We start from the raw sequence: 22,334 nt of genomic DNA, 5'->3' as shown, positions 1-22,334 counted from the left end.
TCACGGCTTCCTCCTCGGGTTGAAACGACACGGCCCGCTTCAGGCCCGCCTATCCTCCCGGCGTCCGCCGTAACTCCTCCCACCCCCTTCCCAGCCGCTCCACTCCCCCTACACCCCAAAAATAAAGTCCGGCTGGTCACCACTACCGGAAAGGGCACCTGAACAGGGCAAATGCAAGGTGGAGTGTCAGTGCAGTATCCCGGGCAGTTTCCCCCTCCTGCGTCCCCCATAGCCTCCCCCTCTTACGTCCCCCGCAGCTTCCCCCTCAGCCGCCCAGACCGTGCACCGGACGCAGGGCGTCTCGGCAGGGGCGGCGGCGATCGTCAGGTGGGCTTCACGTGGTGCGTCGATATTGGTGACGCGCACATCGACCAGTTCGAGGCCGGCCTCCTGCAGCGCCTTGCGCGCCGTGTCGTTCAGTGTGATCGCGGCCAAGTACTGCGTCACCTGATCGCGGCCGAAGGCTGCCGCGACGGTCCTGGCGATCGGACTGCCGCCCAAGCTGCCCGGGCCACCCTCGGCCAGGCAGCCACGATGCCTCCTACACCAGTGCGGTCCACAATTCCCTGGCTTCACTCGCGAAGACCAGCAGCCCACCGCCCAGCACACCGCCGAAGCCCAGGTACGCGAAGGCGGCCCAGAAGCGAGCAGCACCCCACTCCTGAAAGGCGGCAGCCCCTGCTGCCAGCAACACGATCGCGGCCACCAGCTGCATAGCCAGAATCCCCACTGCACACCCCACATCGCTCGGACCCGAAGGTCCACCCATCATGCGCAAGTCCCCACCGCGGCACGCCGAGCCCGAACGGGGCTGCCGGCGAGCACACACGGCGTCACGCTCAGTTGGCCGCTGCTGGCGGCCCCGCGACGAACTGTGGGACGTCGCCGGCGGTCACGTCCAGGCGCAACCGCTTGAACCTGACCGGATACCGGAAACGCCCCCACGCAACGGCTCGATCAGCGCTGAACCTCTCAGAGGGCGGTTCGTGAATCTTTGAGTGGTTCTGTCGTCGCCTGATGGTGTAGGTGCGGGCGGAATCTGCTGGTCCGGGGCCGGTGGTCTGTTGGGGTAGCGGGGTGAGTGAACGCAAGCCTTACCCGAGCGACTTATCGGACGGGCAGTGGTCGTTGACCGAGCCTGTGATCACGGCATGGAAGGACCGGCACCGCTCGGTCAGTGGCCACCGGGGCGCCTATGCGATGCGGGAGATCGTGAACGCGATCCTCTACCAGGGCCGGACCGGCTGCCAATGGGCCTACCTCCCGCACGATCTGCCGCCGAAGAGCGCGACGTATTACTACTTCGCCGCCTGGCGCGACGACGGAACCGACCAGGTCATCCATGAACTCCTGCGCTGCCAGGTCCGCGAGAAGGCCCGGCGTTTAGAGGACCCGACCCTGGTGGTCCTGGACACGCAGAGTGTCCACGTGGCCGCCGGAGTGCCCTCCTCCACGACCGGCCTCGATCCGGCGAAGCGGGTGCCGGGCCGCAAACGGGGGCTGGCCGTCGACGTGCTGGGCCTGGTCATCGCCGTCACCGTCCTCGCGGCGAACACCCACGACAATGCCGCGGGCATCGCCCTGCTGGACCACGTCGCCGGGCAGACCGGCGGCACCGTCCGCAAGGTGCTGGTCGACCAGGGCTTCAAGAACCAGGTCGTCGCGCACGGCGCCGGCCTGGGCATCGACGTTGAGATTGTCGAGCGCAACCCGCAGGAGACGGGGTTCGTCCCAATGCCGAAGCGATGGAGGGTCGAGCAGACCTACGGGATCTTGATACTGCACCGGCGCCTGGTCCGCGACTATGAGCACCGCCCGGCCTCCTCCGTGTCCCGCGTCTACTGGGCGATGGCCCACGTCATGGCCCGCCGACTCACCGGCACAAGCACTCCCACCTGGCGCGGTGCACAGGCGGTGGCCGCGTGAACATCCAACTCCTCCTCGAGGCACTCGGCCTCCAGGAGAACGCGGCACAGACCCTGGCCGACGACCTGCGAGGACAGATCGCCAAACTGCAGGGCCTGCTGCGGGACGCCGAGACACACCTCGAACACCTGGCGATCACCCGGAAGACCGTCACCGCTCTCGCCGACCAGCTCCCCACCCAGGACGCCTCGGCCGACCTGCCCGAGCACCCGGACTACCCCCGCATCCTTGCCATCTTCAACCAGGCCACCAGCCCCCTCAGGGCCCGCGACGTCTGCGAAGCCCTCGACCACGAACTGCTGCCCAAGAACATCGAAGGCACCCGGGCCAAGCTGAAACGCCTGGTCAAGGTAGGCATCCTCACCGAGATCGACACCGGCAACTTCGCCCGGCAGTAGTAGCCGCTCAGGCCCGCGACCAGTAGCCCTACCCCAACCTCACCCCGAAACAGCTCAACTCACGAACCACCTCTGAAAGTAGGCGTCGCGGAAATCTGATCTTGTGCCACCGTGTGCGCCAGTTGCAGGATAGGCCCAACAGGTGATCACAGACCCCGAACCTTCCTGTGGCACGCCCCCATAGCTCCCCGCTGCCGCCCCGTGTGCCGCCTTCAGACCCGCCAGACCCCTGAACAACGAAAATGAGGTCCACCAGTGAACGCATCCCGTACTGCCCGGATAGTAACTGCAGCTTCCCTGACCGTCACAGCCCTGGCGATCACCACCACCGCCACGGCAAACATCATGCCCACCAGCACTGTCACCACCCGCAACACCACCAGCAGCATCCCCTCCCCAGGCGAAACCGAAGCCCCCACCAACACCGCCACCGCCCAGGACACGACCATGAACGAACCCGTCAATGTCGTCCGCTCCATGCCCTATTAGTCCATCTCGGGACTGTCATGAATCAGGTGTGGGCCTCCACGAAAGAATCACCTGATGAGGACGACGACTGATCACCTGATCGTGAGTGAAGGCGGCGTGTCGCTTGCCGGGGCGCTCAAAGACGCCGAGGGTGCCGACGCGAAGTCGATGCCGGTGTCCGCGAACGGACTGTCCGCCGAGCCGCTGGAGGAGCTGACCGCGCTCGCGGTCGAGAAGACCGCCGAGGGCGGACTCCTGCTCGAGCCGGCCCAGCACCTGATGCAGGCCGCCCTGGAGGCGGAGATAGACCAGCACCTCGCCGCGGAGGCCGGCCGGGGTGGGCGGGTGCGGGTCGCGTTCGGGCGGCAACACCCGCAACGGCTACCGGGCGAAGAAGGCGATGACCGAGGTCGGCCCGGTCACAATGCAGGTCCCGACCGGCCTGGCACTTTCTCGCCGCGACTGCTGGCGAAGTACGCCCGCCGCACCGGCGCCCTGGATGTGCTCTCCGGCTCAAACGGCTTGCCGAGCGCGGCATCCTGACCGAGACCGAGCAGGGGCTGTTCACCCAACCGCAGCCGTAACCTCCCGGCGAACCCGCGGCCAGCCTGCCCCCCCAAAAAAGGGAAAAGCGGGCATCAGCTCACGTACCGCCCTCTCAGAACTTCGCCGGGGTCACGTGGACCGTGGTGCTCGCCTCCGCCCCGGATTCCAGGCCGCGGGCGGTGTAGGTGTGGGGGCCGACGCTCGGGTTGTGGCTGCGGGTGAAATCGAACCGGCCGGTCTTGTCGGTCCGGAGGAAGGGGTTGAAGATGGGGTACCCGTCGAAAGACAGCTGGATCTTCTCCCCCGGTTTGAAGTTGATGCCCTGGACGGTGCAGTTCTCGAACCTGGCGAAGGTTCCGCAGCTGGTGAGCACGGTCTTCCCCTGCGGGAACCACGGCTTCGGCGGGGGCGGCGGGTCGATTACGGGACTCTTGGGACTGGGGCTCTTGGGACCAGGAACCTTAGGACTGGGGCTCTTCGGACCCGGGTTCTGGGGGCCGACCGGCTTCGGCTCAGAGCTTCCCGGGGCCGGGTCGCCCTCGACCTTGATCTGGCAGCCGGCCACGGCGAGGACGGCAACAGCGGCGGCCGCGACGGCAGCGGCCGCGAAGTGTGCTCGTGTCATGGTCACCACGGTCGTCCCCGTAGAGCGCCCGGGACATCCGTACTGCCACTGAACCGCGGTACGGAGCCGGCGCCGGCTCCGGCAGTGCGTTCCTGCGGGATACTGCCGACGTGGGAAGCGAATTCGTCGGTCGGGCAGCCGAGTTAGCGGTGCTGGCCCAGCGGTTCGAGGCCGCCGGGCGGGGCTCTGGATCCGTGGTACTGCTCGCGGGGCCGGCGGGCATCGGCAAGAGCACGCTGGCGGCCGAGGCGCTGCGTCGCCATGCAGGTCCCGCGGGTTTCGCGGTCGTACGGGGCCACTGCCCCAGGGGCGCGGTGGGGCCGCCGCTGTGGCCCTGGCAGCGGGCGCTGCGGCTCGCGGGAGCGGCCCCTGAGGTACCCGGGCAACGGACGGCCGGGGCGGCCGTGGGGGCGCAGCCGTGGAGTGCGACGGTACCGGCCGACGCGGCGGCGGTGCGGTTCCTGGAGCTGGCCCGGATGAGTGAGGCGATGGCCGCCGCGGCCGCCGAACGCCCCCTGGGCATCCTGCTGGAGGACCTGCACTGGGCCGACGCCGCCAGCCTCGACCTGCTGCGGCAGCTCACCGGCGAGGTCGACGGGTCCGCGCTGCTCGTCCTCGGCACCTTCCGGGAACCGGTGCCCGAGGAAACCGCCGGAGCCCTCGCGGACCTCGTCCGGTACGGTGCCACCACCCTGCGCCTGGCCCCCTTCACCCCGCAGGAGGTCGCGCGGTTCGTCGGCGAGGCGGACGCAGCGCAATCCCATCGGCGGACGGGCGGGTTGCCCCTGCTCGTCACCGCGCTGCGCACGCACGCCGGCAACCTGGGAACCGTCGTCAGCGGCCTGCTGGCCGGACTCACCGCCGAGCAGCGCGACGTCGTACGGGCTGCGGCCGTGCTCGGCGAGGAGTTCGACGCCGATCGGCTCGCTGCGGTCCTGCCGGAATCGGGCGGGACCGCCGTCGAGCAGGCGCTGGAGGCGGCCTGGCACGCCGGAGTCCTCACCGCGGCCCGGACCACCGCAGCCCCGACCCGGGCAGCTGGGCGCGCCTACCGGTTCACCCACGACCTGGTCCGCGACGAGGTGCTCGGCCGGACCGCCCCTGCGGCCGCCCGTGCGCTGCACCAGGCAGCCGCGCGGGCACTGGAGCAGGCCGGGGACCCCGCCGAGGCGGCCCGGATCGCGGCGCACTGGCGACAGTCGGGCACCACGCCCGAGCACCGCGCCGCCGCCGCGCACTGGTCGCGGATCGCCGCGGACCTGGCCCGGGAACGGCACGCCCACGCGGATGCCGCCCGACATCTGGCGGACGCCGTCGCCGTACTCGACGCGGTGGACCCGCAGCGCGCCCCGGCACTGATCGAACTGGCCCGCGCGGAGTACCTCGCTGGGCGCTACGAGGCCAGTCTGCGCCACTGCGACGAGGCATCGGCCGCGGCGGTCGCGAGCGGCCGCCCGGCCCTGCTCGCCGAGGTGGCCCTGGTGCTCCAGGGCGTCACCTTCCCCCACGCATCGGAGGCCATCACCCGCCTGTGCCGTGCGGCCCTGTCCGTGGAAGGCGTGCCGGACGCGGTCCGGGCCCGGCTGCTCGCCCAGCTCGCCACCGCCTCGGCCGAACTCGACTCCCCCGCGGAGGCGGCCGAGCAGGCCCGCGTCGCCCTCGAACTGGCCGGGGCCACCGGTGACTTGCGGGCCGAACTCGACTCCGCCCGGGCGGTGCAGATGACCCTGGCGCACCCCGACGACACCGCCGAACGCCTGCGCCTGGGCGAGCTGACCGTGTCCCGCGCCGAGCGGCTCGGCGATCCGCTCGCGGCCGTACTGGGACACCAGTGGCGTGTCCAGGCCGGATACCTGCTGGGCCGGCTGGACCTGGTGGACGACGCGGTCCGCGGCATCGAGTCGGTGGTGGCCCGTTCCCCACTACCGCTGACCCGCTGGCACCTGCTGCGCCTGAACGCGGCCCGGGCCGCGCAGGAAGGACGGTTCGCCGATGCCCGCCGCTGCAACGAGGAGGCGGCCGGGCTGGCCATGGCCAGCGGGGACCGCTCCGCGATCGCCCTGGGCCACGCCCTGTGCCAGCAGCTGGCCCAGGCGCGGGGCGACGCCGGGGAACTGCCCCGTGAGATGTGGCACGACCTCGACCGGGCCCCGCGGCACCCGCTGCTGCTGTCCATGCGGGCCCGGGCGCTGTTCCTCGCCGGGCGGCTGAACGAGGCGCGGGACGTCTACCGGCAGCTGCGTCCGCTGCTGCCCGTGCCGATGACGAATCCGCCGTGGCCGGCGGTGCTGCTGAACCTCGTCGACGTAATCGCTCTGACCGGCGACGCGGAGGCTGCGCGCCTGGTGTACGACCAGCTCGCGCTGTTCCGCCCATATCCAGGTGCGCTCGGCACACCCACGGCGTACTTCTCAGGTACGGTCAGCCGCGACCTCGGCCGTCTCGCGCTGACCGCCGGCCGTCCGGCGCAGGCCGAGGAACTGTTGCGCGAGGCGCTGGTCCGCAACCAGGCCCTGGGCGCACAGCCGTTCGTGGCGCTGACCTGCCTGGACCTCGCGGCGCTCCGGCGCGACGGCAGTGCCCTCAGGGAAGCGGCCGACCTCGCCCGGACGGTGCTGGACATCGCCGACGAGCTCGACATGCCAGGTCCCCGCGCTGCTGCGCAACGACTCGCCGACGAGATCGCCGCCCGCCGGCACGGCACCGACCCGCTCACCCCTCGCGAACGCCAGATCGCCGGGCTCGTGGCCCTGGCCCGTACGAACCGCCAGATCGCCGACGAGCTGGTCATCTCCGAACGCACGGTGGAAAGCCACGTCCGCAGCGTCCTGGCCAAATGCGGCTGCACCAACCGCACCGAACTGGCGGCAGGATGGGCTGATGACCGGCAGGAACGGCCCTAGGTGTGTTGTCCCGGGAGGTTGGTGACACGCGTGCTGGGTCGCTTGAACGGGGGAGGGCCATCTACGGCGCTCACCCGGGCCAACTCGAAGGTTCTGACCGCGGTCCGTGACGACTACGCCAGAAGGACTTCCCGCGTCCACGCCAGGCAGCCTCCGCGTAACCGCCTGATGAGGAGCTCAGCCTCTGTCTCTGAACGCAGGCCCGGATGGCCCGACTCGGAGAAGGGGCTACCCGGGCGTCTGCGCGTTGCCGTGTCTTCAGAGAAGGCCTTCGGTGGCCGTGGCCGCTTGCAAGGTCATGACTTCTGTGTGCAGGCGTTCCAGGTCGGCATGGTCGGCAGTGGAGATGTCAGGGTCGGGTACCGACTGGTCGGTGTCGCCGTTGCCGCCAGTAAGGCGCTGAAGGGCGGCACTGAAGATGTCCGCGGCGTGGCTGTAGTCGTTCAGCAGCTTGCGTTCTGCGGGGGCTGAACGACGAGATGTTGGCGGTCATCCGGTGCACGGCGACCGGTGAGGTGAACCCGGGCGCGTGGACGGGCATGCTCACGGGGTAGGCGCCGATGAGGTAGCCGTCAGGGCCGTGGTTTTTGGCAAACTCGTAGAACAACCAGCCCGTGTAGAGGCCGGCGCACAGCCTGGTGTCGAGCCTTCCGAACTGGTTCGCCGGGATGTCGAGCTTGGTGGTGTCGGAGCTGGAGTTCTTTACGGAAGTGGTGTTCATGGTCGACTTCGACCACTTCAGGGGGCCGGTGCGCTTGACCCCGCCCGACGCCCTTGAGTTCCAGTGACGCCTCGACGGCCAGCCCGACCTCCCAGCCCTCGATCGTCGACTCGGTGACGGTGACCTCGAACGAGTCCGTGTACTCCTTGCCGACCGGGCCTTCGTCTGGAGTGGTTCAGGTGACCAGGGGGGCACAGCTACCACGCCAGCCCGACCCGGCCATCCAACCTGCGGCTGCACGCTCTCGCGGCGGCCGCGGCCACCCTTCCGCCCGGCGCCCTGATCCTGCCGAGTGCCCGCGAACTTGGCGCCGCAACCCAAGCAGGACCGGCTTTTGCCGAGCCATCCGCGCGGTCCCCACAGGGGCATCCTGCTGTTGGAGCACATCCCGCCGCAGCCCTGGAGCCGGTCCGGGGCCCACACCCAGTCGGCGCCGTAACCGCCCAAGCAGCCGGGCTTCCTCCCGACGACAGGCACCAGCCCGTACAACCGCAGCTGCCGGGACGGCAGGACCAGGCGGTGACCAACGACCCGCGCCCGCACATTCACAACCTGGCCACCGCAGGCCGGCACTCGGAGGCAGCCACGCTCACGCAGGCATGGGAGCAGTACGTACACCAGACACACAGGCCCACCTCGCCCGAAGCCCTGCAGTGGGTGGAAATCCGCGCTGACCTCGCCCGCATGGCTGGCGACTTCCGGCTCGCAACCCAGCTGTGGTCCAGCGCCGCCCGAACCCGCCTCGGCTTCCAAGCCCCGGACGCCGCCGACGTACACGCTGCGGCAGCAGCCGGAGCACTCTGCTGCTGGACACAGCTCAGGGACCCGGGCGCGGCCGTCGGCACTGGACCCGACCTCATCCGCCTTCTGCGCGCACTGCCGGCCCTCGATCCTCAGCACTTGAAGCTCGCCCAGCAGCGCCTGGAGTTCCTGCACCGCACGCCAAGCCGCCGCTGACGGGCATACGACCACCATCCCCCTCGCCACCCGGAGCTGCGGAGAACCTGAGGCTCACCGGGCTCCTCCACGAGGCGGTGCTCGCCGGCCCTTCTTGGGGTGCCGTTAACGAACGGCGAACCAGGTGACAGCTAGGCCGTGTTTTAGAACTGGGGTCCGTGTCTCGCCTCGTGCCGTGATGATCTCGGTGTGGGGCGAGGGGATCTTTCAGATGACCAGTGGACGGCGCTGGGGCCGTTGTTGCCGGTCGCGGGGGTGGGCAGGCCGTCGGTCGGCCGACGGCGGTTGATCGACGGGATCCGCTGGCGGGTGCGGACCGGGGCCCCGTGGCGGGATCTGCCGACGGAATACGGTCCATGGCAGACGGTCTATGGGCTCTTCCGTCGCTGGCAACGCGATGGTGTCTGGTCGGCGGTGTTGACTGGGTTGCAGGCCCGGGCGGACGCCGCCGGTTTGATCACTTGGGACGTGAACGTCGACTCCACGATCTGCCGGGCCCATCAGCACGCGGCCGGTGCCCGGCGCGACGGCCAGACGCAGAAGGAACCGCCAGGCGGCGATGCGGCCGAACCCGACGATCACGGCCTGGGCCGGTCCCGCGGCGGCTGGACCACGAAGATTCACCTGGCCTGCGAGCAAGGGCAGAAGCCGTTATCGCTGCTGGTCACAGCCGGTCAGCGGGGAGACAGCCCGCAGTTTACGGCCGTGCTGGAAGCCATCCGGGTTCCCCGTCTCGGGCTGGGACGCCCAAGGGTCCGTCCGTTGCGGGTGCGGGGCGACAAAGCGTATTCGTCACGCGCGAACCGTGCGTATCTGCGTCGGCGCGGGATCCGCTGCACGATCCCGGAACCTGCCGACCAGGCCGGCCACCGCAAGCGCCGCGGCTCGGCCGGCGGGCGGCCTCCGGCCTTCGACCGTGAGGACTACAAGGCCCGGCACGCGGTCGAGTGCGGCATCAACCGGCTGAAGCGGAACCGGGCGGTGGCCACCCGGTTCGACAAACTCGCGGTCCGATTCGAGGCCACCGTGCTGGTTGCCGCGATCGGTGAATGGCTGTGACCCAGCCGGGGTGTCGGTTGCGCATGCCATGCTGACCGCGACCAGGTTGACCATGTGTGAAGGGGAAGGTATCAGCGATGGGAGCTCGGCTCTACGGCGCTGACAGCGAGAACGGAGACCGCATCGACGACCCGTCCGAGGACGCGCTGTTCATGATGATCAGCGACCTCAACGACACCGACAACACCTTCGTCGTTGTCCAGCCCGACGAGGACGAGCCGGTCTGGTTCGCCTCGGTGGCCGTCCTCGACGAGGGAGGCTACGAGGTCGTCCGCCGCGATGCCAGCCGCCGTGAACACGAGGTCACCACCTCGACCAGCATCAACGACATCGCCCGCGAACTCACCATCTGGATGGCCATCCGCCACCGCCCCGGACGGCCATCCAAACCGATCCACGACTTCTAAAACACGGCCTAGCAGGACTACAGAACAGACACGGCCGTCGCCATCCGTGACGACCATGGTCTTGACCGCGTTCTGCTTGCTCTTGCCGGAGATGAACTTGTCCCGGTCCTTGCGTCCGACGGCCGGACGCCGGACCCGGATCTCGGTGCCGTCGATGATGCCCGTCTTCCCGCTGGAGCCGAGATAGTCGACGACCTGGGCCAGGCTCTTGAGCCGCACACCCGGGCTGACGGTGCACCCTCGCTCGGCAAGCAGGGGCCGGACCTCGCCGACAGCCCGGGTGATGGTGGAGCGGTCGACCCCGAACCAGCAGGCCAGGACGTCGTGAGTGGTTGCGTGGCGGAGATGAACGAGCGTGGCGAGCAGCCGGTCGACGAACACCAGCTGATGCCTCGCACCGGCGCCCAATGCCCGCTTCCGCGGCCGTGACGTGAGCCTGGCCTGATGCCGTTCGTGCCACAACAACCCAAGCTCGGAGACCAGTTCAGCAATCACCGTGGCCGACAGGCCCGTGACCCTTCGGTCGCCGATGATCGCTGCACGAGTCGCGTTCCCCACCACCCAACCATGATCGACGATCCCGATCTCGACATCTCACCGCCAACCGTGCACGAGCTCGTAAGGGCTGTCCCGTAAATGATCTTTGGAGGGGCTCCGAGTCGTTTTTGACCATCAACCGCCGATGCGATCAACAGGTGACTCCCCCGTGTGGGGGATCCTGATCGTCCGCGAGGCCGACGCCCTGCCGTCGAGGTTCGGCGACGGTGGGGTCATGCCGATCAACCTTTCTCTGGGCGACACCGAGCGTCCGGTTCCGCGTTGGGCGCTCCGGCTCGCGAAGGCCCTTCCGTTCGTCGTCCTGCCGCACTGCCTGTGGCGGCTTCCGTTCGCCTTCGGCTTCTCGATGGGGACGGTAGATCCGTCGGCACCGCCCATGCCGTGGTGGGCCCCGGCCTACGTGTTCGGGCTGAGCGTGCTCACCGAGGCACTGGCCCTGCTCTGTACCGGCCTGGTCAGCGGGTGGGGCGAGAGAGTCCCGGACTGGGTGCCACTGATCGGCGGTCGGCGAGTCGCGCCGCTCGCCGCGATCATTCCGGCGGCCTTGGGCGGACTGGGCCTAGTCGCGCTGTGGGACACCATGCCCCTTGCCTGGTTCGACCTGCTGGGCTTCCACGAGGTCGCCTTCAGCAACAACTGGTGGATGGTCCTGGCACGTGTGTGCATCAGCCCGGTGACGCTGTGGGGCCCGATCGTGCTCGCCCTTACTTACGCCTACTATCGACGTCGCAGAGCAGTCTGACGCTCACAGGCCAGGCCGGCGTGAATGTGATGATCTTGACGTGGCTGGTGTGATCACGGCGTCGGAGCCGTCCTGGATAGCCCCGTTCACCGGGTTGAGCCCGTGTGCCTTCGGGAAATTGGTTACAGTTCTGCGGCGCGAGGGTGCGGACGCGATTCGCAAGGGCCGGCCGTGGAAGCTTCCGCTGGAGGACCGGGCGCTGCTGGTAGCGGCGTACTGGCGCACGAACCTGACGATGCGGCAACTCGCCCCGCTGTTCGGGGTGTCCAAGTCGGCGGCAGACCGCATCATCGACCATCTGGGGCCGATGTTCGTGCTCCGGCCCCGCGAGCGGTTCGCCAAGGACACGGTGTCATTGTGGACGGCACCCTGGTTCCCACCCGCGATCACACCGTGGCCGAGCGGTCGAAGAACTACCGGTACTCCACCAACCACCAGGTCGTCATCGACGCCGATACCCGCCTGGTCGTCGTGGTCGGCCGGCCACTTGCCGGGAACCGCAACGACTGCAAGGCGTGGGAGGAGTCCGGCGCCAAGGCCGCCGTTGGCAACACCCTCACGATCGCCGACGGTGGCTACCCGGGCACTGGACTCGTCATCCCGCACCGCCGGGATCGCGGCCAGGCCCAACTCCTGGACTGGAAAGAAGAACACAACAAGTTCCACAAGCAGGTCCGCGCCCGTGTCGAGCACGTCTTCGCCCGCATGAAGACCTGGAAGATCCTCCGCGACTGTCGCCTCAAAGGCGACGGCGTCCACCACGCCATGCTCGCCATCGCCCGGATGCACAACCTCGCCTTCGCCGGATAGATCGGCGGGCCGGACGGTGATCAACCGCGCCCGAAGGAACCCGAAGATCATTTACGGGACAACCCTTAGGGACGCTGCCTTGGCCCCTTCTGCGCCTGCCGGGCCAGTGCCGCGCTGGCGGCCGGGACGGGCTGCTGCCGGACAACCTTGGGCTTCGGCTTCGGCTGCTGCTCGGCGGCGCGGCCCTTCGTCTCGGCGTTGTGCAGTTCCGGGTACTTCTCGGCGATGACCTGGCGCTGCTTCTGCTCCACGGCCGCGAGTTCGGCGTGGCCCCGCGCGTCGTCGGCCTTCTTCGCCTGTGTGCGGGCGGTCTTGCTCAGGTCGGCCAGTTCGTTCTCGTCCAGTTCGTCCTTCCGGTGCCCCTGCTGCGGCAGGGCGGCCCGCATCTCGGCGAACTTCTCGGCGATCTCGTGCAGCTCCTTCGGGGCGAAGCGGCCGGCGGTGAAGGCCTCGGCGTACTCGCTGTCGCGGACGGTCTCCCACGCCTTGGCCTTGGCCTTTTCGCTGGCCCGCTTGGCGCGCTTGGCCTCGTCCTCCCCGGCGATGGCCTCGCCGAGGACGTGCTCGTGCACCCCCTTGACCTCCTTCTTGCTGGTGAAGGCCAGGCGCAGGCTCAGCCGCGATGCCTTCAGGCGCTTCTCGACCTCCGGAAGGATCTCGCGGGCGCCCTTGGCCTGCTTCTCGGCTGCGGCGAGGGCCTCGGCCTCCTTCACCGCTTTGGTGAGGTGGCCGACGGCGGTGTCGAGGACAGCGCCAGCGTCCTGCGCCCACTTGGCGCCGCGGCTGGCGCCTTCCTCCCTCTCCTGCTCCATCCGCTCGTGGAGAACTCGGAACGCTTCCACTGCCTCGGCGGCCCTCTCCTCGGCCTCCTCGGCGTCATCGAGGAACCCGCTGATCGCCGCCCGCAGGTTGCTGTCGCTGTACGTGCCGTACGGGCGCAGCTCCCATCGCGGAACGGCCCGCATCTCGCTGTCCAGCCTGAGCCGGTCCAGCTGCGCGCGCTGCGCGTCGCTCATCTCGGCGTGTTCGGCGGCTTGCTCCTGGTGGTCCCCGGCGACGTCGCCGACGACGTCGGGAATGCCGGGGGCGCCGGCGGGCTGGGGGTCCGGCTCGGGGGCGAGGCCGGTGTCGACGAGCGGCGTACGCAGCTGGGCCTGCCGCTCGGCCTCGCGCCAACGGGCTTGCGCGACGGACGGGGACACCGCCCGTGCGGCGCGTGCGGAGACGCGCCGGGGTGGCGGGCCGGGTGCCTGCTCCGGGAGCTGGACGTGCTCGGTCTGCCGGGGTGCCGCCGCTACGGGCTCGGCCGGGGCCCGCAGTTCGTGGCTGATCAGCCCATCCGGCGTCGACTGGTTCAGGAAGTGGGCGAACGCGTTGATGGCGCGGTGCAGCTGCTCGGTCTCCGAGCGCGCCCTGCCGTGCTGGGCCCGGGTGGTCTCGCCCTCGATGGCGGCCAGGGGCAGCCACAGGTGGTTCGCCTTCTTCGCCCGGGTGATTCCCGGGTACGTCGCGAACGCATTGGCCCCGTGGCCGTAGAGGACGGCCCCGGGGATCAATGGAACCGTGGCTGGCGCTGAGATTGATCATGGTCTTCGTGAGCTGGCCCGGAGATGCTGGCCAACTCCTTCGCGCTTCCAGGCGCCTGTCCCGGAAGGCCCCCGACGGCCTGGAGGGCGGCGAAGTCGGTGTGCGCCGCGGTGACGGCTTCGGGATACGCCACGCCTCCGTCCGTTCCCTGGAGCGGTACGCCCGCCCCGGCGTCGACGCGGTCGCCCGACACGTCGCGCAGCGTGATCCCGCCGCACGCCGCCGGGCTGAACCGGGTACCTCGGCGGGGCGGAACGTTGTTGAGGTGTGACGACAAGCTGGCGGGCGCCACCGCGCCACCCTCAGGTGCCCAGGTACTTCTGTGGCCAAGGACTGATCGGCACTCGGCGGGACGCTGACACCGGGTCAGCGGGGGCGTGGCGGGACCAGGCCGGCCTCGTACGCGGAGATGGCCGCCTCCACCCGGTTGCGCGCGCCCAGCTTCGCGAGCACCGCGCTGACGTGCGCCTTCACCGTGCCCTCGACCAGGTGCAGCCGGCTCGCGATCTCCGCGTTGGACAGCCCCGTCCCGAGTCCGGCCAGCACCTCGCGCTCCCGTTCCGTGAGTCGCTCCAGCGAGCGGTGAGGATGTGCCGCCCGGTGCGCGCGCAGCCCGGCGATGACTCGGCCGGCGACCCGTGGGGACAGGTAGGCCCCGCCGGCTCCCACCGCCCGTACCCCGTTGAGCAGTTCCCTCGGGTCGTCCGCCTTCAGCAGGAAGCCGTCGGCGCCCTCCTCCAGGGCGCGGGTGACGTACTCGTCCTGACCGAAGGTAGTCAGCATGATCACACCGACCGCCGTCGGCTCTCGGTGGAGGCGCGCCGCTGCCGTCAGCCCGTCCAAGCCGGGCATCTGGATGTCCAACAGGACCACGTCCGGCCGGTACCGGCGGGTGAGCGCGATGGCCTCGTGCCCGTCACCCGCCTCGGCGACCACTTCGACATGCGGGTCCCTGGTGAGGATGGCCCGCACACCCGCCCGGACCATCGCCTCGTCGTCGGCCACCAGGACCCGGACCGGTCGGCTGCTCGGTGTCGTCTCTTCCACGCGGCGAGCCTACGGCCGACGCACCACCGTGCGAACGGCAAGCCCCACAGATCCGCCCCGGGTCGGGGCACACCCCCGACGAAAGGCAGGACGCAGCTGCCGTTCGACCGATGGGCGCCGACGCCGCGGACTCCTAGCGTCGCTTCCGTACGGGAAACGAGGCGTCCGCCCCCGGGCCAGGCCCACCACGCGTCGGCCGGTGTGCACCACCGTCGACTTCCGCGTGCTGTATTCCGCGGTCCGCCACCGACATGAAGGAACTCCGTGATCACCCTCCAAGGACTCACCAAACGCTATGGCGACACCCTCGCCGTGGACGAGCTGACACTCAACGTCCAGGCCGGCCGCGTGACCGGCTTCCTCGGCCCCAACGGGGCCGGGAAGTCCACCACGATGCGCATGATCCTGGGCCTGGACCACCCCACCCGCGGGCAGGCCCTGATCGCCGGCCGGCCCTACGCGGACCTGCGACGGCCGCTGTGTGCGGTCGGCGCGATGCTGGACGCCCGGGCCGTCCACCCGGCCCGTACCGGCCGCACACACCTCGTCGCCCAAGCCCGGGCAAACGGCATCCCGGTACGCCGCGTGGACGAGGTACTGGAGACGGTGGGCCTGACCAAGGCGGCCCGGCGGCCGACCGGCACATACTCGCTCGGCATGAGCGGGCGACTCGGGGTGGCGGGCGCCCTGCTCGGCGATCCGCCGGTACTCGTCCTGGACGAGCCGGTCAACGGCCTCGACCCGGACGGCGTGCGGTGGATCCGCCGGCTCGTCCGTGACCGGGCGGCGGAAGGACGCACCGTTTTCCTCTCCAGCCATCTGATGAGCGAGATGCAGCTGACGGCCGACCATCTCGTCGTCATCGGACGTGGCCGGCTGCTGAGCAACATCTCCATGACGGAGTTCCTCGCTGCCGCCTCTCCCGCGTCGGCGCGCGCCGTGGTGCCCGACGCTGGGGAGCGGGCGACGCTGGTCCGTCGCCTGATGACGGCTGACGGGGTGAGTGTCGAGACGTCCGCGTCCGGCGAACTCACCGTCGAGGGCCGCACCGCCGCCGAGATCGGCGACCTGGCCCACCACTGCCGGGTCCGGTTGCACCAGCTGAGCGACGTCCGGGTTTCGCTGGAGCAGGCCTACATGGACCTGACCGCGCGCAGCGTCGAGTACACAACGGGCGGCAGAGGCGCGGACACGACCGACGCGGCCGCAGCGCCGAACGAAGGGGGACGACAGTGACCACGACGACGACAGCCGACGGGCGGACGGCCCCGCCCCGGGCCGTGCCCGACACCCCTGGCCGGGGCGCACCCGGTGGCTTCGCCGGGGCGATCGCCTCCGAATGGACCAAACTGTGGTCCGTCCGATCCCCCTATCTCTGCCTTCTGGCGGGCCTCGCGATCACCGGCGTCTTCACCTACTACTACGCCTCGATCGCCCGCATCAACGGGCATCCGATCCAGCCCGTCGGGAACGCGGCGGCCTCCTCCGCCGTCCTCGCCCAGTTCGCCGTCGTCGTCCTGGCCACGGTCGCGGTGACCTCCGAATACTCGACGGGGAGCGTGCGGGCTTCCTTGCTGTGGGTGCCCCGGCGGCATCGGGTCCAGGCGGCGAAGGCACTGGTGGCGGCCGTGGTCGCGTTCGTCGCCGGCACCACGTTCGCCGTCGTGGGCACGGCGGTGGCCTGGGTGGCGTTCGACGGACGGGCTTCCTTCGAGGCAGGCCCGAGCCTCCGGCAGGTCCTCGCGGTCGGTCTCTACCAGGCGTTGGTCGCTGTCCTGACCGTCGGGGTGGCGTTCGCCACGCGCCACCCGGCCGGCACGCTCTCGATCCTCGTCACACTCCTGTGGGCACTGCCGAGCGTGCTCCTGGGGCTCGGAGGCCGGACGCTCGCGGACGTCAACGACCATCTGCCGCACGGATCCGGAGACCACTTCATGCGCATCGGCGCCGAGGCCCCGTACACGCCGGGGACGGCGGTCCTGATCGTGGCGGCGTGGGCCGCGACCGCGCACCTGATCGGCCTGTACGTCCTGCGCCGCCGGGACGCCTGACCCCGCGTCGGAACCCGCCCGGACGCCCTCACCGTGCCCACCCCCTCGTCGGGCGTCCGGGCCCGTCCCACAGAATCGACCCGGGCAAGTGAAGGACGTACATCGAAAGGACAGTCGACGCGCCATGCTGCACACGCGCATACCCCCAGCCAGGTCCATACGCGGTGACGTGGCCCTGTGGGGCGTGCTCGCCGCCGCCACCGGCTACGGGTTCCGGGAAGCGGGCGCGGCGTCGCTGGTCCTGGACCTGCTCCTCCCGTTGGCCGTCCTGGCGGTGGCCGTACCGCTGTCCCGCCGCCGACCGGGGGCTGCGGTCGTCCTCGTCAACGGGCTGTGCGCGCTGGGCCTGGCCGACTCCGCGACCCCCGCCAACGCCCACGTCCTGTCGTTGGCCGCCGTGAGTTGTCTGCTGGGCGCCCGGGTCGCCGCGGCACGCCGCCCGCTCCTGGTGCTCGCCGGGTGCCTCGCGGCCGATCTCGCGACGTGCGCGGTGCTGCGGACGCAGGCCGTCTGGTGGTTCTACGCGCTGACCGTGCTGCCCGCCGCCCTTCTGCTGCCCTGGCTGGCCGGACGGCACTGGCGCGGCCGGCGCGAACTCGTACGGGAGGGCTGGCGGCTGGCCCGGAGCCTGGAAGAGCGGCAACACCTGGTCGCGGAGCGGGCGCGGCTGACCGAACGCGCGGACATCGCGGCCGACATGCACGACTCCCTCGGCCACGCCCTGAGCCTGGTCGCTCTGCGCGCCGGGGCCCTGGAACTCTCCCCCGACCTCACGGACCGCGACCGCACCGACGTCGCCGAGCTGCGCGGGACGATCGCGGACGCAGTGGAGCAGCTGCGGGAGACCGTCGCCGTCCTGCACGACCCGGCTGGCACGCAAACAGGTGCGGGCCTGCCTCTCAACGACACCGTCGAGGACCTCCTCGGACGGGCGGTCGCCTCCGGGGTGCCGGTGCGCTGGGAGCGGCGCGGGGCGGTGCCCACGCTGTCCCCGCTGGTCGAGCGCGGGATGTACCGGGTGGTGCAGGAGGCCCTCACCAATGCCGTGAAGCACGCGTCGGACAGTACGATCCGGGTGCGGATCACACACGAGGCCGACCGTACCCGCGTGAGCGTCGTCAACGCCGCCCCGCCGGCTGACGGACCGGCACACGCGGCCGAAGACCAGGCGGGCGGCGTCGGCCGCCGGGGACTGACAGGGCTTCGGGAGCGGGTGACGGTCCTTGGCGGCTCCTTGCGGACCGGGCCGTACGAAGGCGGGTTCCACGTCACCGCCGTCCTCCCGCACCAGGCCACGGCCCGCCTCGGGACATCGGCGTCGGAACCCGGGGCTGCGCCCGAAACGCCGGCCTGGACCCGAGGGCAGCACACCGGGTCCGCGTTGCCGTCCGAGACTGCTCTCCACCCGGACAGGGACATCGTCACACCGGAGTCCGCCAAGCGGCTCGCCTACGTACGGAGCGCCGCCCGACGCCGCTCCGTCGCCGCCTTCGCGGCGCCTGTCGCCGCAGCCGCCTTCTTCGTGCCCGCCGCCGTCTACCTTGCCTGGCAACTGACGACGAGCGTGCTGCCGCCCTCCCGGTTCGACGAGCTGACCACCGGCCGGCCGCGCACCGAACTCGCCCCTCTGCTGCCGGCTCGCGCCTTCCCCTACCCGCCCGACCACGCCCGTTCCGCACCCCGGCCGCCCGGCGCCACATGTGAGTTCTACCGTTCCGGCCGCGACCTGTTGGACCAGGTCGACCTCTACCGGCTTTGCTGGTCCGGCACCACGCTGGTGGCGAAGGACACCGTGCCCGCAAGCCAGCCCTGACCACCCGTCGGGGAGGGTTTCTCAGTGAGTCACTGCGGGTGCCTGGTGTGTGCGAAGTGACGGCGAGCACGATCGCGGTTGCCGCAGTCGCCTTTGAGGCGGCAGTCGCGGAGGATCTTCCAGGTCTTCATGCGGGCGAAGACGTGCTCGACGCGTGCACGGACCTGCTTGTGGGACTTGTTGTGTTCCTGCTTCCAGTCGGGCAGGCCTTCGCCTTTGCGCCGACGGTGGGGCATGACGAGTCCGGTGCCTGAAGCTTCTTTTGGTGTCGGTGGTCGGGGCCTCTCGAGCTCTCCGTTCAGCCGACGGAGCTCTCGTTGAGGAGTGAGGCGAGGCCGTCGAGGAGGCGCTGGAGGCCGAACTCGAAGAGGGCGTCGAGGTCGAGGTCGTAACCGGCCGTGGCGAGGCGGGAGAGCATGGGGAATCGGCCGGTGCCCAGAATCGCCAGGAGCGCGGGCTCCTGGGTGTCCATCCACTCCTCGCTGTCCAGGCCGCTGTGCGCCTCGGCCTCCCGCTCCGCCTCCAGGTTGACGGCGATGCCACGGGCGTAATTGAGCAGCGTGAGGTGCGCGGTGAAGGCGGACTGCAGGTCGAGTCCGTGCGCGTGCAGGGTGGCAAGCATCCACTCGCTGTACGGCAGTGCCGAGGTGATCATCTGAGGGCGGGTCACCGACAGGGCCGGTGCGAGCCACGGGTGGCGGCGGAACAGGTCCCAGAGCTGCCGGGCCGCCAGTTCGATCGCCTCCCGCCAGCCCGCCGGAGCGTCGGCGGGCAATGGGTGCTCCGCCATGACACTGTCCATCATCCGCGTCAGCAGGTCGTCCTTGTCGGCCACGTGCCGGTACAGCGACATGGTCGCCACCCCGAGCTCGGCGGCCACCCGGCGCATCGAGACCGCGGCCAACCCCTCCGTCTCGGCGACCGTGACGGCGGCACCGACGATCCGTCCGAGCGTGAGCGCCGCCTGGACCGAGGACGCGTCGGACGGCCCACCCGGGTGTGCGGCGACAGCGGGTCGGGCGGCCCGCACCGGGCGGCTCGGGGCCGCCACGACCGTCCCGACGCCCGGGACGGCGCGGACCATGCCCTCGCGGCGCAGTTCTGTGAGCACCTTGGTCGCGGTCGCCATGGCGACGCCCCACTGCCGGGTGATCTCGCGGGTCGAGGGCACGCGATCGCCCGGCGCCAGTTCGCCCGTCTCGATCCGCCGCCGCAGTTCGGCGACGATCTGGCTGTATCGCGGTACCGCCTGTCCGCCCACCGACACCCTCCGCACTAGTGCACCCGGATGGGCGTCATCCTATCCTCCGACGCCGGGCGATCCCCGCATCCGAACACTTTCCCGCCTTTCCGCACTAGTGCAGCACTGCCCAATACCTCATGCTGGAAAGCGATTTCATGCTTGCGCACTACCTTGCGTACGGCGTACGTTCGCATCATGCCGAACAAGGAGATACTTATCTGCGGTGCTGGCATCGCAGGGCCCGCGCTGGCGTACTGGCTACGCAAGGGAGGCTTCACGGTCACGATCGTGGAGCGCGCGCCGACACCCCGGCCGGGCGGGCAGACCGTGGACCTGCGCGGCGCCGGCCGCGCCGTGATCGAACGGATGGGCCTGATGGACCAGGTCAGGGCGGAGAGCGTGGACCAGCGCGGCCTCGCCCTCGTCGACACCGCCGGCCGGACCACCGCCCGACTGCCAGCCGACAGCTTCGGCGGCGAGGGGATCGTCTCCGAGATCGAGATCCTCCGCGGCGACCTCGCCCGTCTGCTGTACGAGGCCACCCTGCCGGACACGGAGTACCTCTTCGACGACACCATCACCGAGATCGATCAGGACGCGGACGGGGTCACCGTCACCTTCGAGAAGGCCGCGCCGCGCCGGTTCGCGCTCGTCGTCGGCGCGGACGGGCCGCACTCGGTGGTGCGCGCGCTGGCCTTCGGCCCGGAGCGGGACTTCGTTCACCCGATCGACCTCTACACGGCCTGGTTCACCGCCCTCGACGACCTGGACCTCGACGGCTGGTTCCTGATGCACAACGCGCCCGGCGGCCTGGTCGTCTCCGCCCGGCCCGGCCGCCTCCCCGGCGAGATCAAGGCCGGCTTCAGCTTCCGCACACCACCGCTCGCCTACGACCGCCGCGATATCGCCGCCCAACAGGAGCTCGTAGCCCGGCGCTTCGCCCACGTCGGCTGGGAGACCCCACGCCTGCTGCGGGCGATGCGCACCGCCCCGGACTTCCTCTTCGACTCCATGGGTCAAGTCCGCCTCGACAGCTGGTCGCGCGGCCGCGTGGCGCTGCTCGGCGACGCCGGATACTGCGCGACCCCGCTGACCGGCCTCGGGACCAGCCTTGCCCTGGTCGGCGCCTACGTCCTGGCCGGTGAACTCGCCGCTGCCGAGGGCGATCACGGTGTCGCCTTCTACCGCTACGACACGGCGATGCGCCCGTACGTGAGCCAGGCGCAGCAGCTGCCGCCCGGCGGAGCCGCCGGGTACGCACCGTCGGGCCGGCTCGGCATCCGGCTGCGCGACCTCTCGATGCGGTCGATGACCCGCTGGCCGATGCGGAACCTGCTCGCCGCGCAGTTCGCCAAGGCCGGGGACATCGCACTGCCGGAGTACAGTCTCGCCGCGGACATACGGGATCGGCCCCAACCACAGGTCAGCGAACGTGTAGACAGGGTCGAGCGCATACCAGACGGCCTCGACGCGCCCCACCAGATGAGCGTCAGGGCAGAGGACTGATCGAGCGGCCCGCGCCCGAAGAGCGGGGCGACCTGGCGCATCGTCAAGTTCGTCCGCCAGTACGCCGCGGCCAGCAGTGTCCGGTCCTCCCGCGGAAGGCCCCATGGTCGTTTCCTGCGGACCGCAACCGCGCCATCGCGCCGCAGTGCGGTCAGCAGCTTGCCGAAGCAGCGCGGGCTCAGCCCGGTGAACGGGGCTATCGAAGACGGCTCCGACGCCGTGATCACACCAGCCACATCAAGATCATCCCCTGTGATGGAGCAGCTCTGGGCGACGTCCCGCGGAATCCGGTGGTGCGACGCAGCTTCGGCGTCAAGAATCGGCGGATGCATGAAGTGAAGCTGTCCGACGGGGTCATCACTCTGTCTCCGCTGCGCCTTGACGATGTGGAGGCGCATCTCACGGGGGAGGATGAGCTGCTGGTTCGCTGGCTGAACGGCGGCCCCAGCACGCGCGAGGGCGTTGAAGAGTACTTCCAGCACTGCTGGGAACAGTGGGACACTGCCGGGCCACTCCGCGCTTTCGGAATCCGGGTAGCCGCCGACGAGGCGCTCGCAGGCACGATCGACTTGCGGTTCGCAGGGGAGGGCTTGACTCCCGGCCAGGTGAATGTCGCCTACGGCCTCTATCCGTCCTGGAGGGGGCGTGGCCTGGCTACCCGCGCGGTCATCCTGGCGTCCCAGTACGCGGCCAGTGAGGGCGGGGAGGAGGCGGTGATCCAGGTCGAGCCGGAGAATCCCGCATCCGCCGCCGTCGCGCGGCGGGCAGGATTCACCCCCGGCAAGCAGCCGCACAGCAAGGACGACACACGGTTCGACTGGTACATCCGGGACCTGTGCGTCGCTCCCCAGTGACGACCAGCAGGTGCGGGACAACCCTTCGGCGAAGTGCGACCGACCACAGGAGTCGCCTCGGACCGCTGCTTCGCCTTCGGCTCTTGCTGCTGTGAGTGAGGCCCTTGACCCTC

20 protein-coding genes and 3 pseudogenes are annotated in these 22,334 nt (G+C 70.3%); 14 read left to right on the top strand and 9 right to left on the bottom strand.

From position 1 onward, the window contains the following. Window positions 1–186: 186 nt before the first annotated feature. Together OOK34_RS00180 and OOK34_RS00175 are read right to left on the bottom strand one after the other, a co-directional pair. Entirely contained in the window at window positions 187–501 is a 315-nt protein-coding gene (locus OOK34_RS00180) for a hypothetical protein (protein ID WP_267031801.1), read from the bottom strand. A gap of 40 nt (window positions 502–541) precedes the next feature. Then, a complete protein-coding gene (locus OOK34_RS00175; RefSeq protein WP_267031800.1) occupies window positions 542–715 on the bottom strand; it encodes a hypothetical protein in 174 nt (57 codons plus the stop codon). A 362-nt stretch (window positions 716–1,077) separates the two neighbouring features. Between OOK34_RS00175 and OOK34_RS00170 the strand changes: the two genes are divergently transcribed. The 4 genes from OOK34_RS00170 (at window position 1,078) to OOK34_RS00155 (ending at window position 3,335) form a co-directional block, all read left to right on the top strand. Next, a complete protein-coding gene (locus OOK34_RS00170) occupies window positions 1,078–1,926 on the top strand; it encodes an IS5 family transposase (protein ID WP_267031799.1) in 849 nt (282 codons plus the stop codon). Beyond that, entirely contained in the window at window positions 1,923–2,324 is a 402-nt protein-coding gene (locus OOK34_RS00165) for a hypothetical protein (RefSeq protein ID WP_267031798.1), read from the top strand. The genes OOK34_RS00170 and OOK34_RS00165 overlap by 4 nt, the downstream gene beginning before the upstream one ends. A gap of 345 nt (window positions 2,325–2,669) precedes the next feature. Continuing rightward, complete coding sequence (locus tag OOK34_RS00160; protein ID WP_267031797.1) at window positions 2,670–2,813, top strand: hypothetical protein; 144 nt, start codon at window positions 2,670–2,672, stop codon at window positions 2,811–2,813. Between the two features lie 54 nt (window positions 2,814–2,867). After that, on the top strand, window positions 2,868–3,335 hold the full coding sequence (locus tag OOK34_RS00155; protein WP_267031796.1) for a hypothetical protein: 468 nt from the start codon (window positions 2,868–2,870) through the stop codon (window positions 3,333–3,335). Window positions 3,336–3,450: 115 nt separating this feature from the next. Here the strand turns inward: OOK34_RS00155 and OOK34_RS00150 are convergent, their stop codons facing one another. After that, window positions 3,451–3,963, bottom strand: coding sequence for a hypothetical protein (locus OOK34_RS00150; RefSeq protein WP_267031795.1), 513 nt, complete (start codon window positions 3,961–3,963; stop codon window positions 3,451–3,453). 110 nt (window positions 3,964–4,073) lie between these two features. Between OOK34_RS00150 and OOK34_RS00145 the strand changes: the two genes are divergently transcribed. The 3 genes from OOK34_RS00145 to OOK34_RS00135 all read left to right on the top strand — a co-directional run bounded on the left by OOK34_RS00145 (window position 4,074) and on the right by OOK34_RS00135 (window position 9,603). After that, a complete protein-coding gene (locus OOK34_RS00145) occupies window positions 4,074–6,866 on the top strand; it encodes an AAA family ATPase (protein ID WP_267031794.1) in 2,793 nt (930 codons plus the stop codon). A gap of 1,240 nt (window positions 6,867–8,106) precedes the next feature. Continuing rightward, complete coding sequence (locus OOK34_RS00140) at window positions 8,107–8,544, top strand: hypothetical protein (protein ID WP_267031793.1); 438 nt, start codon at window positions 8,107–8,109, stop codon at window positions 8,542–8,544. A gap of 189 nt (window positions 8,545–8,733) precedes the next feature. After that, window positions 8,734–9,603, top strand: coding sequence for an IS5 family transposase (locus OOK34_RS00135; protein WP_267031792.1), 870 nt, complete (start codon window positions 8,734–8,736; stop codon window positions 9,601–9,603). A 71-nt stretch (window positions 9,604–9,674) separates the two neighbouring features. Here the strand turns inward: OOK34_RS00135 and OOK34_RS00130 are convergent, their stop codons facing one another. After that, on the bottom strand, window positions 9,675–10,571 hold the full coding sequence (locus OOK34_RS00130; protein WP_267031791.1) for a transposase: 897 nt from the start codon (window positions 10,569–10,571) through the stop codon (window positions 9,675–9,677). Between the two features lie 145 nt (window positions 10,572–10,716). Here OOK34_RS00130 and OOK34_RS00125 point away from each other — a divergent pair, with 145 nt between their 5' ends. Together OOK34_RS00125 and OOK34_RS00120 are read left to right on the top strand one after the other, a co-directional pair. Beyond that, window positions 10,717–11,310 (top strand): hypothetical protein, encoded by a 594-nt coding sequence (locus OOK34_RS00125; RefSeq protein ID WP_267031790.1) that lies wholly within the window; start codon window positions 10,717–10,719, stop codon window positions 11,308–11,310. 40 nt (window positions 11,311–11,350) lie between these two features. Then, window positions 11,351–12,120: pseudogene (locus tag OOK34_RS00120) on the top strand (transposase). A 65-nt stretch (window positions 12,121–12,185) separates the two neighbouring features. On the opposite strand, the gene OOK34_RS00115 reads toward OOK34_RS00120, so the two are convergent. Together OOK34_RS00115 and OOK34_RS00110 are read right to left on the bottom strand one after the other, a co-directional pair. Continuing rightward, on the bottom strand, window positions 12,186–13,676 hold the full coding sequence (locus tag OOK34_RS00115; RefSeq protein WP_267031789.1) for a hypothetical protein: 1,491 nt from the start codon (window positions 13,674–13,676) through the stop codon (window positions 12,186–12,188). Window positions 13,677–14,073: 397 nt separating this feature from the next. Further along, the gene (locus OOK34_RS00110; RefSeq protein WP_323183382.1) at window positions 14,074–14,754 is read right to left on the bottom strand and encodes a response regulator transcription factor; all 681 of its coding nucleotides are present in this window, start codon (window positions 14,752–14,754) and stop codon (window positions 14,074–14,076) included. Window positions 14,755–15,018: 264 nt separating this feature from the next. Here OOK34_RS00110 and OOK34_RS00105 point away from each other — a divergent pair, with 264 nt between their 5' ends. The 3 genes from OOK34_RS00105 to OOK34_RS00095 all read left to right on the top strand — a co-directional run bounded on the left by OOK34_RS00105 (window position 15,019) and on the right by OOK34_RS00095 (window position 18,618). After that, window positions 15,019–15,990: an ATP-binding cassette domain-containing protein gene (locus OOK34_RS00105; RefSeq protein ID WP_267031788.1), complete on the top strand. Its 972-nt coding sequence runs from the start codon at window positions 15,019–15,021 to the stop codon at window positions 15,988–15,990. Continuing rightward, window positions 15,987–16,805: an ABC transporter permease gene (locus tag OOK34_RS00100; protein WP_267031787.1), complete on the top strand. Its 819-nt coding sequence runs from the start codon at window positions 15,987–15,989 to the stop codon at window positions 16,803–16,805. Before OOK34_RS00105 ends, OOK34_RS00100 begins: the two co-directional genes overlap by 4 nt. Before the next feature lie 124 nt (window positions 16,806–16,929). Next, complete coding sequence (locus OOK34_RS00095) at window positions 16,930–18,618, top strand: sensor histidine kinase (protein ID WP_267031786.1); 1,689 nt, start codon at window positions 16,930–16,932, stop codon at window positions 18,616–18,618. A 29-nt stretch (window positions 18,619–18,647) separates the two neighbouring features. Here OOK34_RS00095 and OOK34_RS00090 read toward each other — a convergent pair. Both OOK34_RS00090 and OOK34_RS00085 read right to left on the bottom strand, forming a co-directional pair. Then, window positions 18,648–18,869, bottom strand: a pseudogene (locus OOK34_RS00090) (transposase family protein); the annotation flags it as partial. 47 nt (window positions 18,870–18,916) lie between these two features. Further along, window positions 18,917–19,879, bottom strand: coding sequence for a TetR/AcrR family transcriptional regulator C-terminal domain-containing protein (locus OOK34_RS00085; RefSeq protein ID WP_267031785.1), 963 nt, complete (start codon window positions 19,877–19,879; stop codon window positions 18,917–18,919). Window positions 19,880–20,056: 177 nt separating this feature from the next. Between OOK34_RS00085 and OOK34_RS00080 the strand changes: the two genes are divergently transcribed. Then, window positions 20,057–21,367 (top strand): FAD-dependent monooxygenase, encoded by a 1,311-nt coding sequence (locus OOK34_RS00080; RefSeq protein ID WP_267031784.1) that lies wholly within the window; start codon window positions 20,057–20,059, stop codon window positions 21,365–21,367. On the opposite strand, the pseudogene OOK34_RS00075 reads toward OOK34_RS00080, so the two are convergent. After that, window positions 21,343–21,603: pseudogene (locus tag OOK34_RS00075) on the bottom strand (transposase family protein); the annotation flags it as partial. The gene OOK34_RS00080 and the pseudogene OOK34_RS00075 overlap by 25 nt on opposite strands. 90 nt (window positions 21,604–21,693) lie before the next feature. Here OOK34_RS00075 and OOK34_RS00070 point away from each other — a divergent pair. Next, entirely contained in the window at window positions 21,694–22,221 is a 528-nt protein-coding gene (locus OOK34_RS00070; protein ID WP_267031783.1) for a GNAT family N-acetyltransferase, read from the top strand. The last annotated feature ends 113 nt before the right edge of the window (window positions 22,222–22,334 follow it).

Source organism: Streptomyces sp. NBC_00091 (genome assembly GCF_026343185.1).
Taxonomy (GTDB): Bacteria; Actinomycetota; Actinomycetes; order Streptomycetales; family Streptomycetaceae; genus Streptomyces.
This window is presented reverse-complemented; position numbering and strand designations above follow the sequence as displayed.

Excerpts from the sequence above, each read along its gene's own strand:
- OOK34_RS00160 (WP_267031797.1), top strand. The coding sequence starts at position 2,670 with ATGCCCACCAGCACTGTCACCACCCGCAACACCACCAGCAGCATCCCC.
- OOK34_RS00155 (WP_267031796.1), top strand. The coding sequence starts at position 2,868 with ATGAGGACGACGACTGATCACCTGATCGTGAGTGAAGGCGGCGTGTCG.
- OOK34_RS00070 (WP_267031783.1), top strand. The coding sequence starts at position 21,694 with ATGCATGAAGTGAAGCTGTCCGACGGGGTCATCACTCTGTCTCCGCTG.
- OOK34_RS00175 (WP_267031800.1), bottom strand. The coding sequence starts at position 715 with ATGCAGCTGGTGGCCGCGATCGTGTTGCTGGCAGCAGGGGCTGCCGCC.
- OOK34_RS00080 (WP_267031784.1), top strand. The coding sequence starts at position 20,057 with ATGCCGAACAAGGAGATACTTATCTGCGGTGCTGGCATCGCAGGGCCC.
- OOK34_RS00095 (WP_267031786.1), top strand. The coding sequence starts at position 16,930 with ATGCTGCACACGCGCATACCCCCAGCCAGGTCCATACGCGGTGACGTG.
- OOK34_RS00150 (WP_267031795.1), bottom strand. The coding sequence starts at position 3,963 with ATGACACGAGCACACTTCGCGGCCGCTGCCGTCGCGGCCGCCGCTGTT.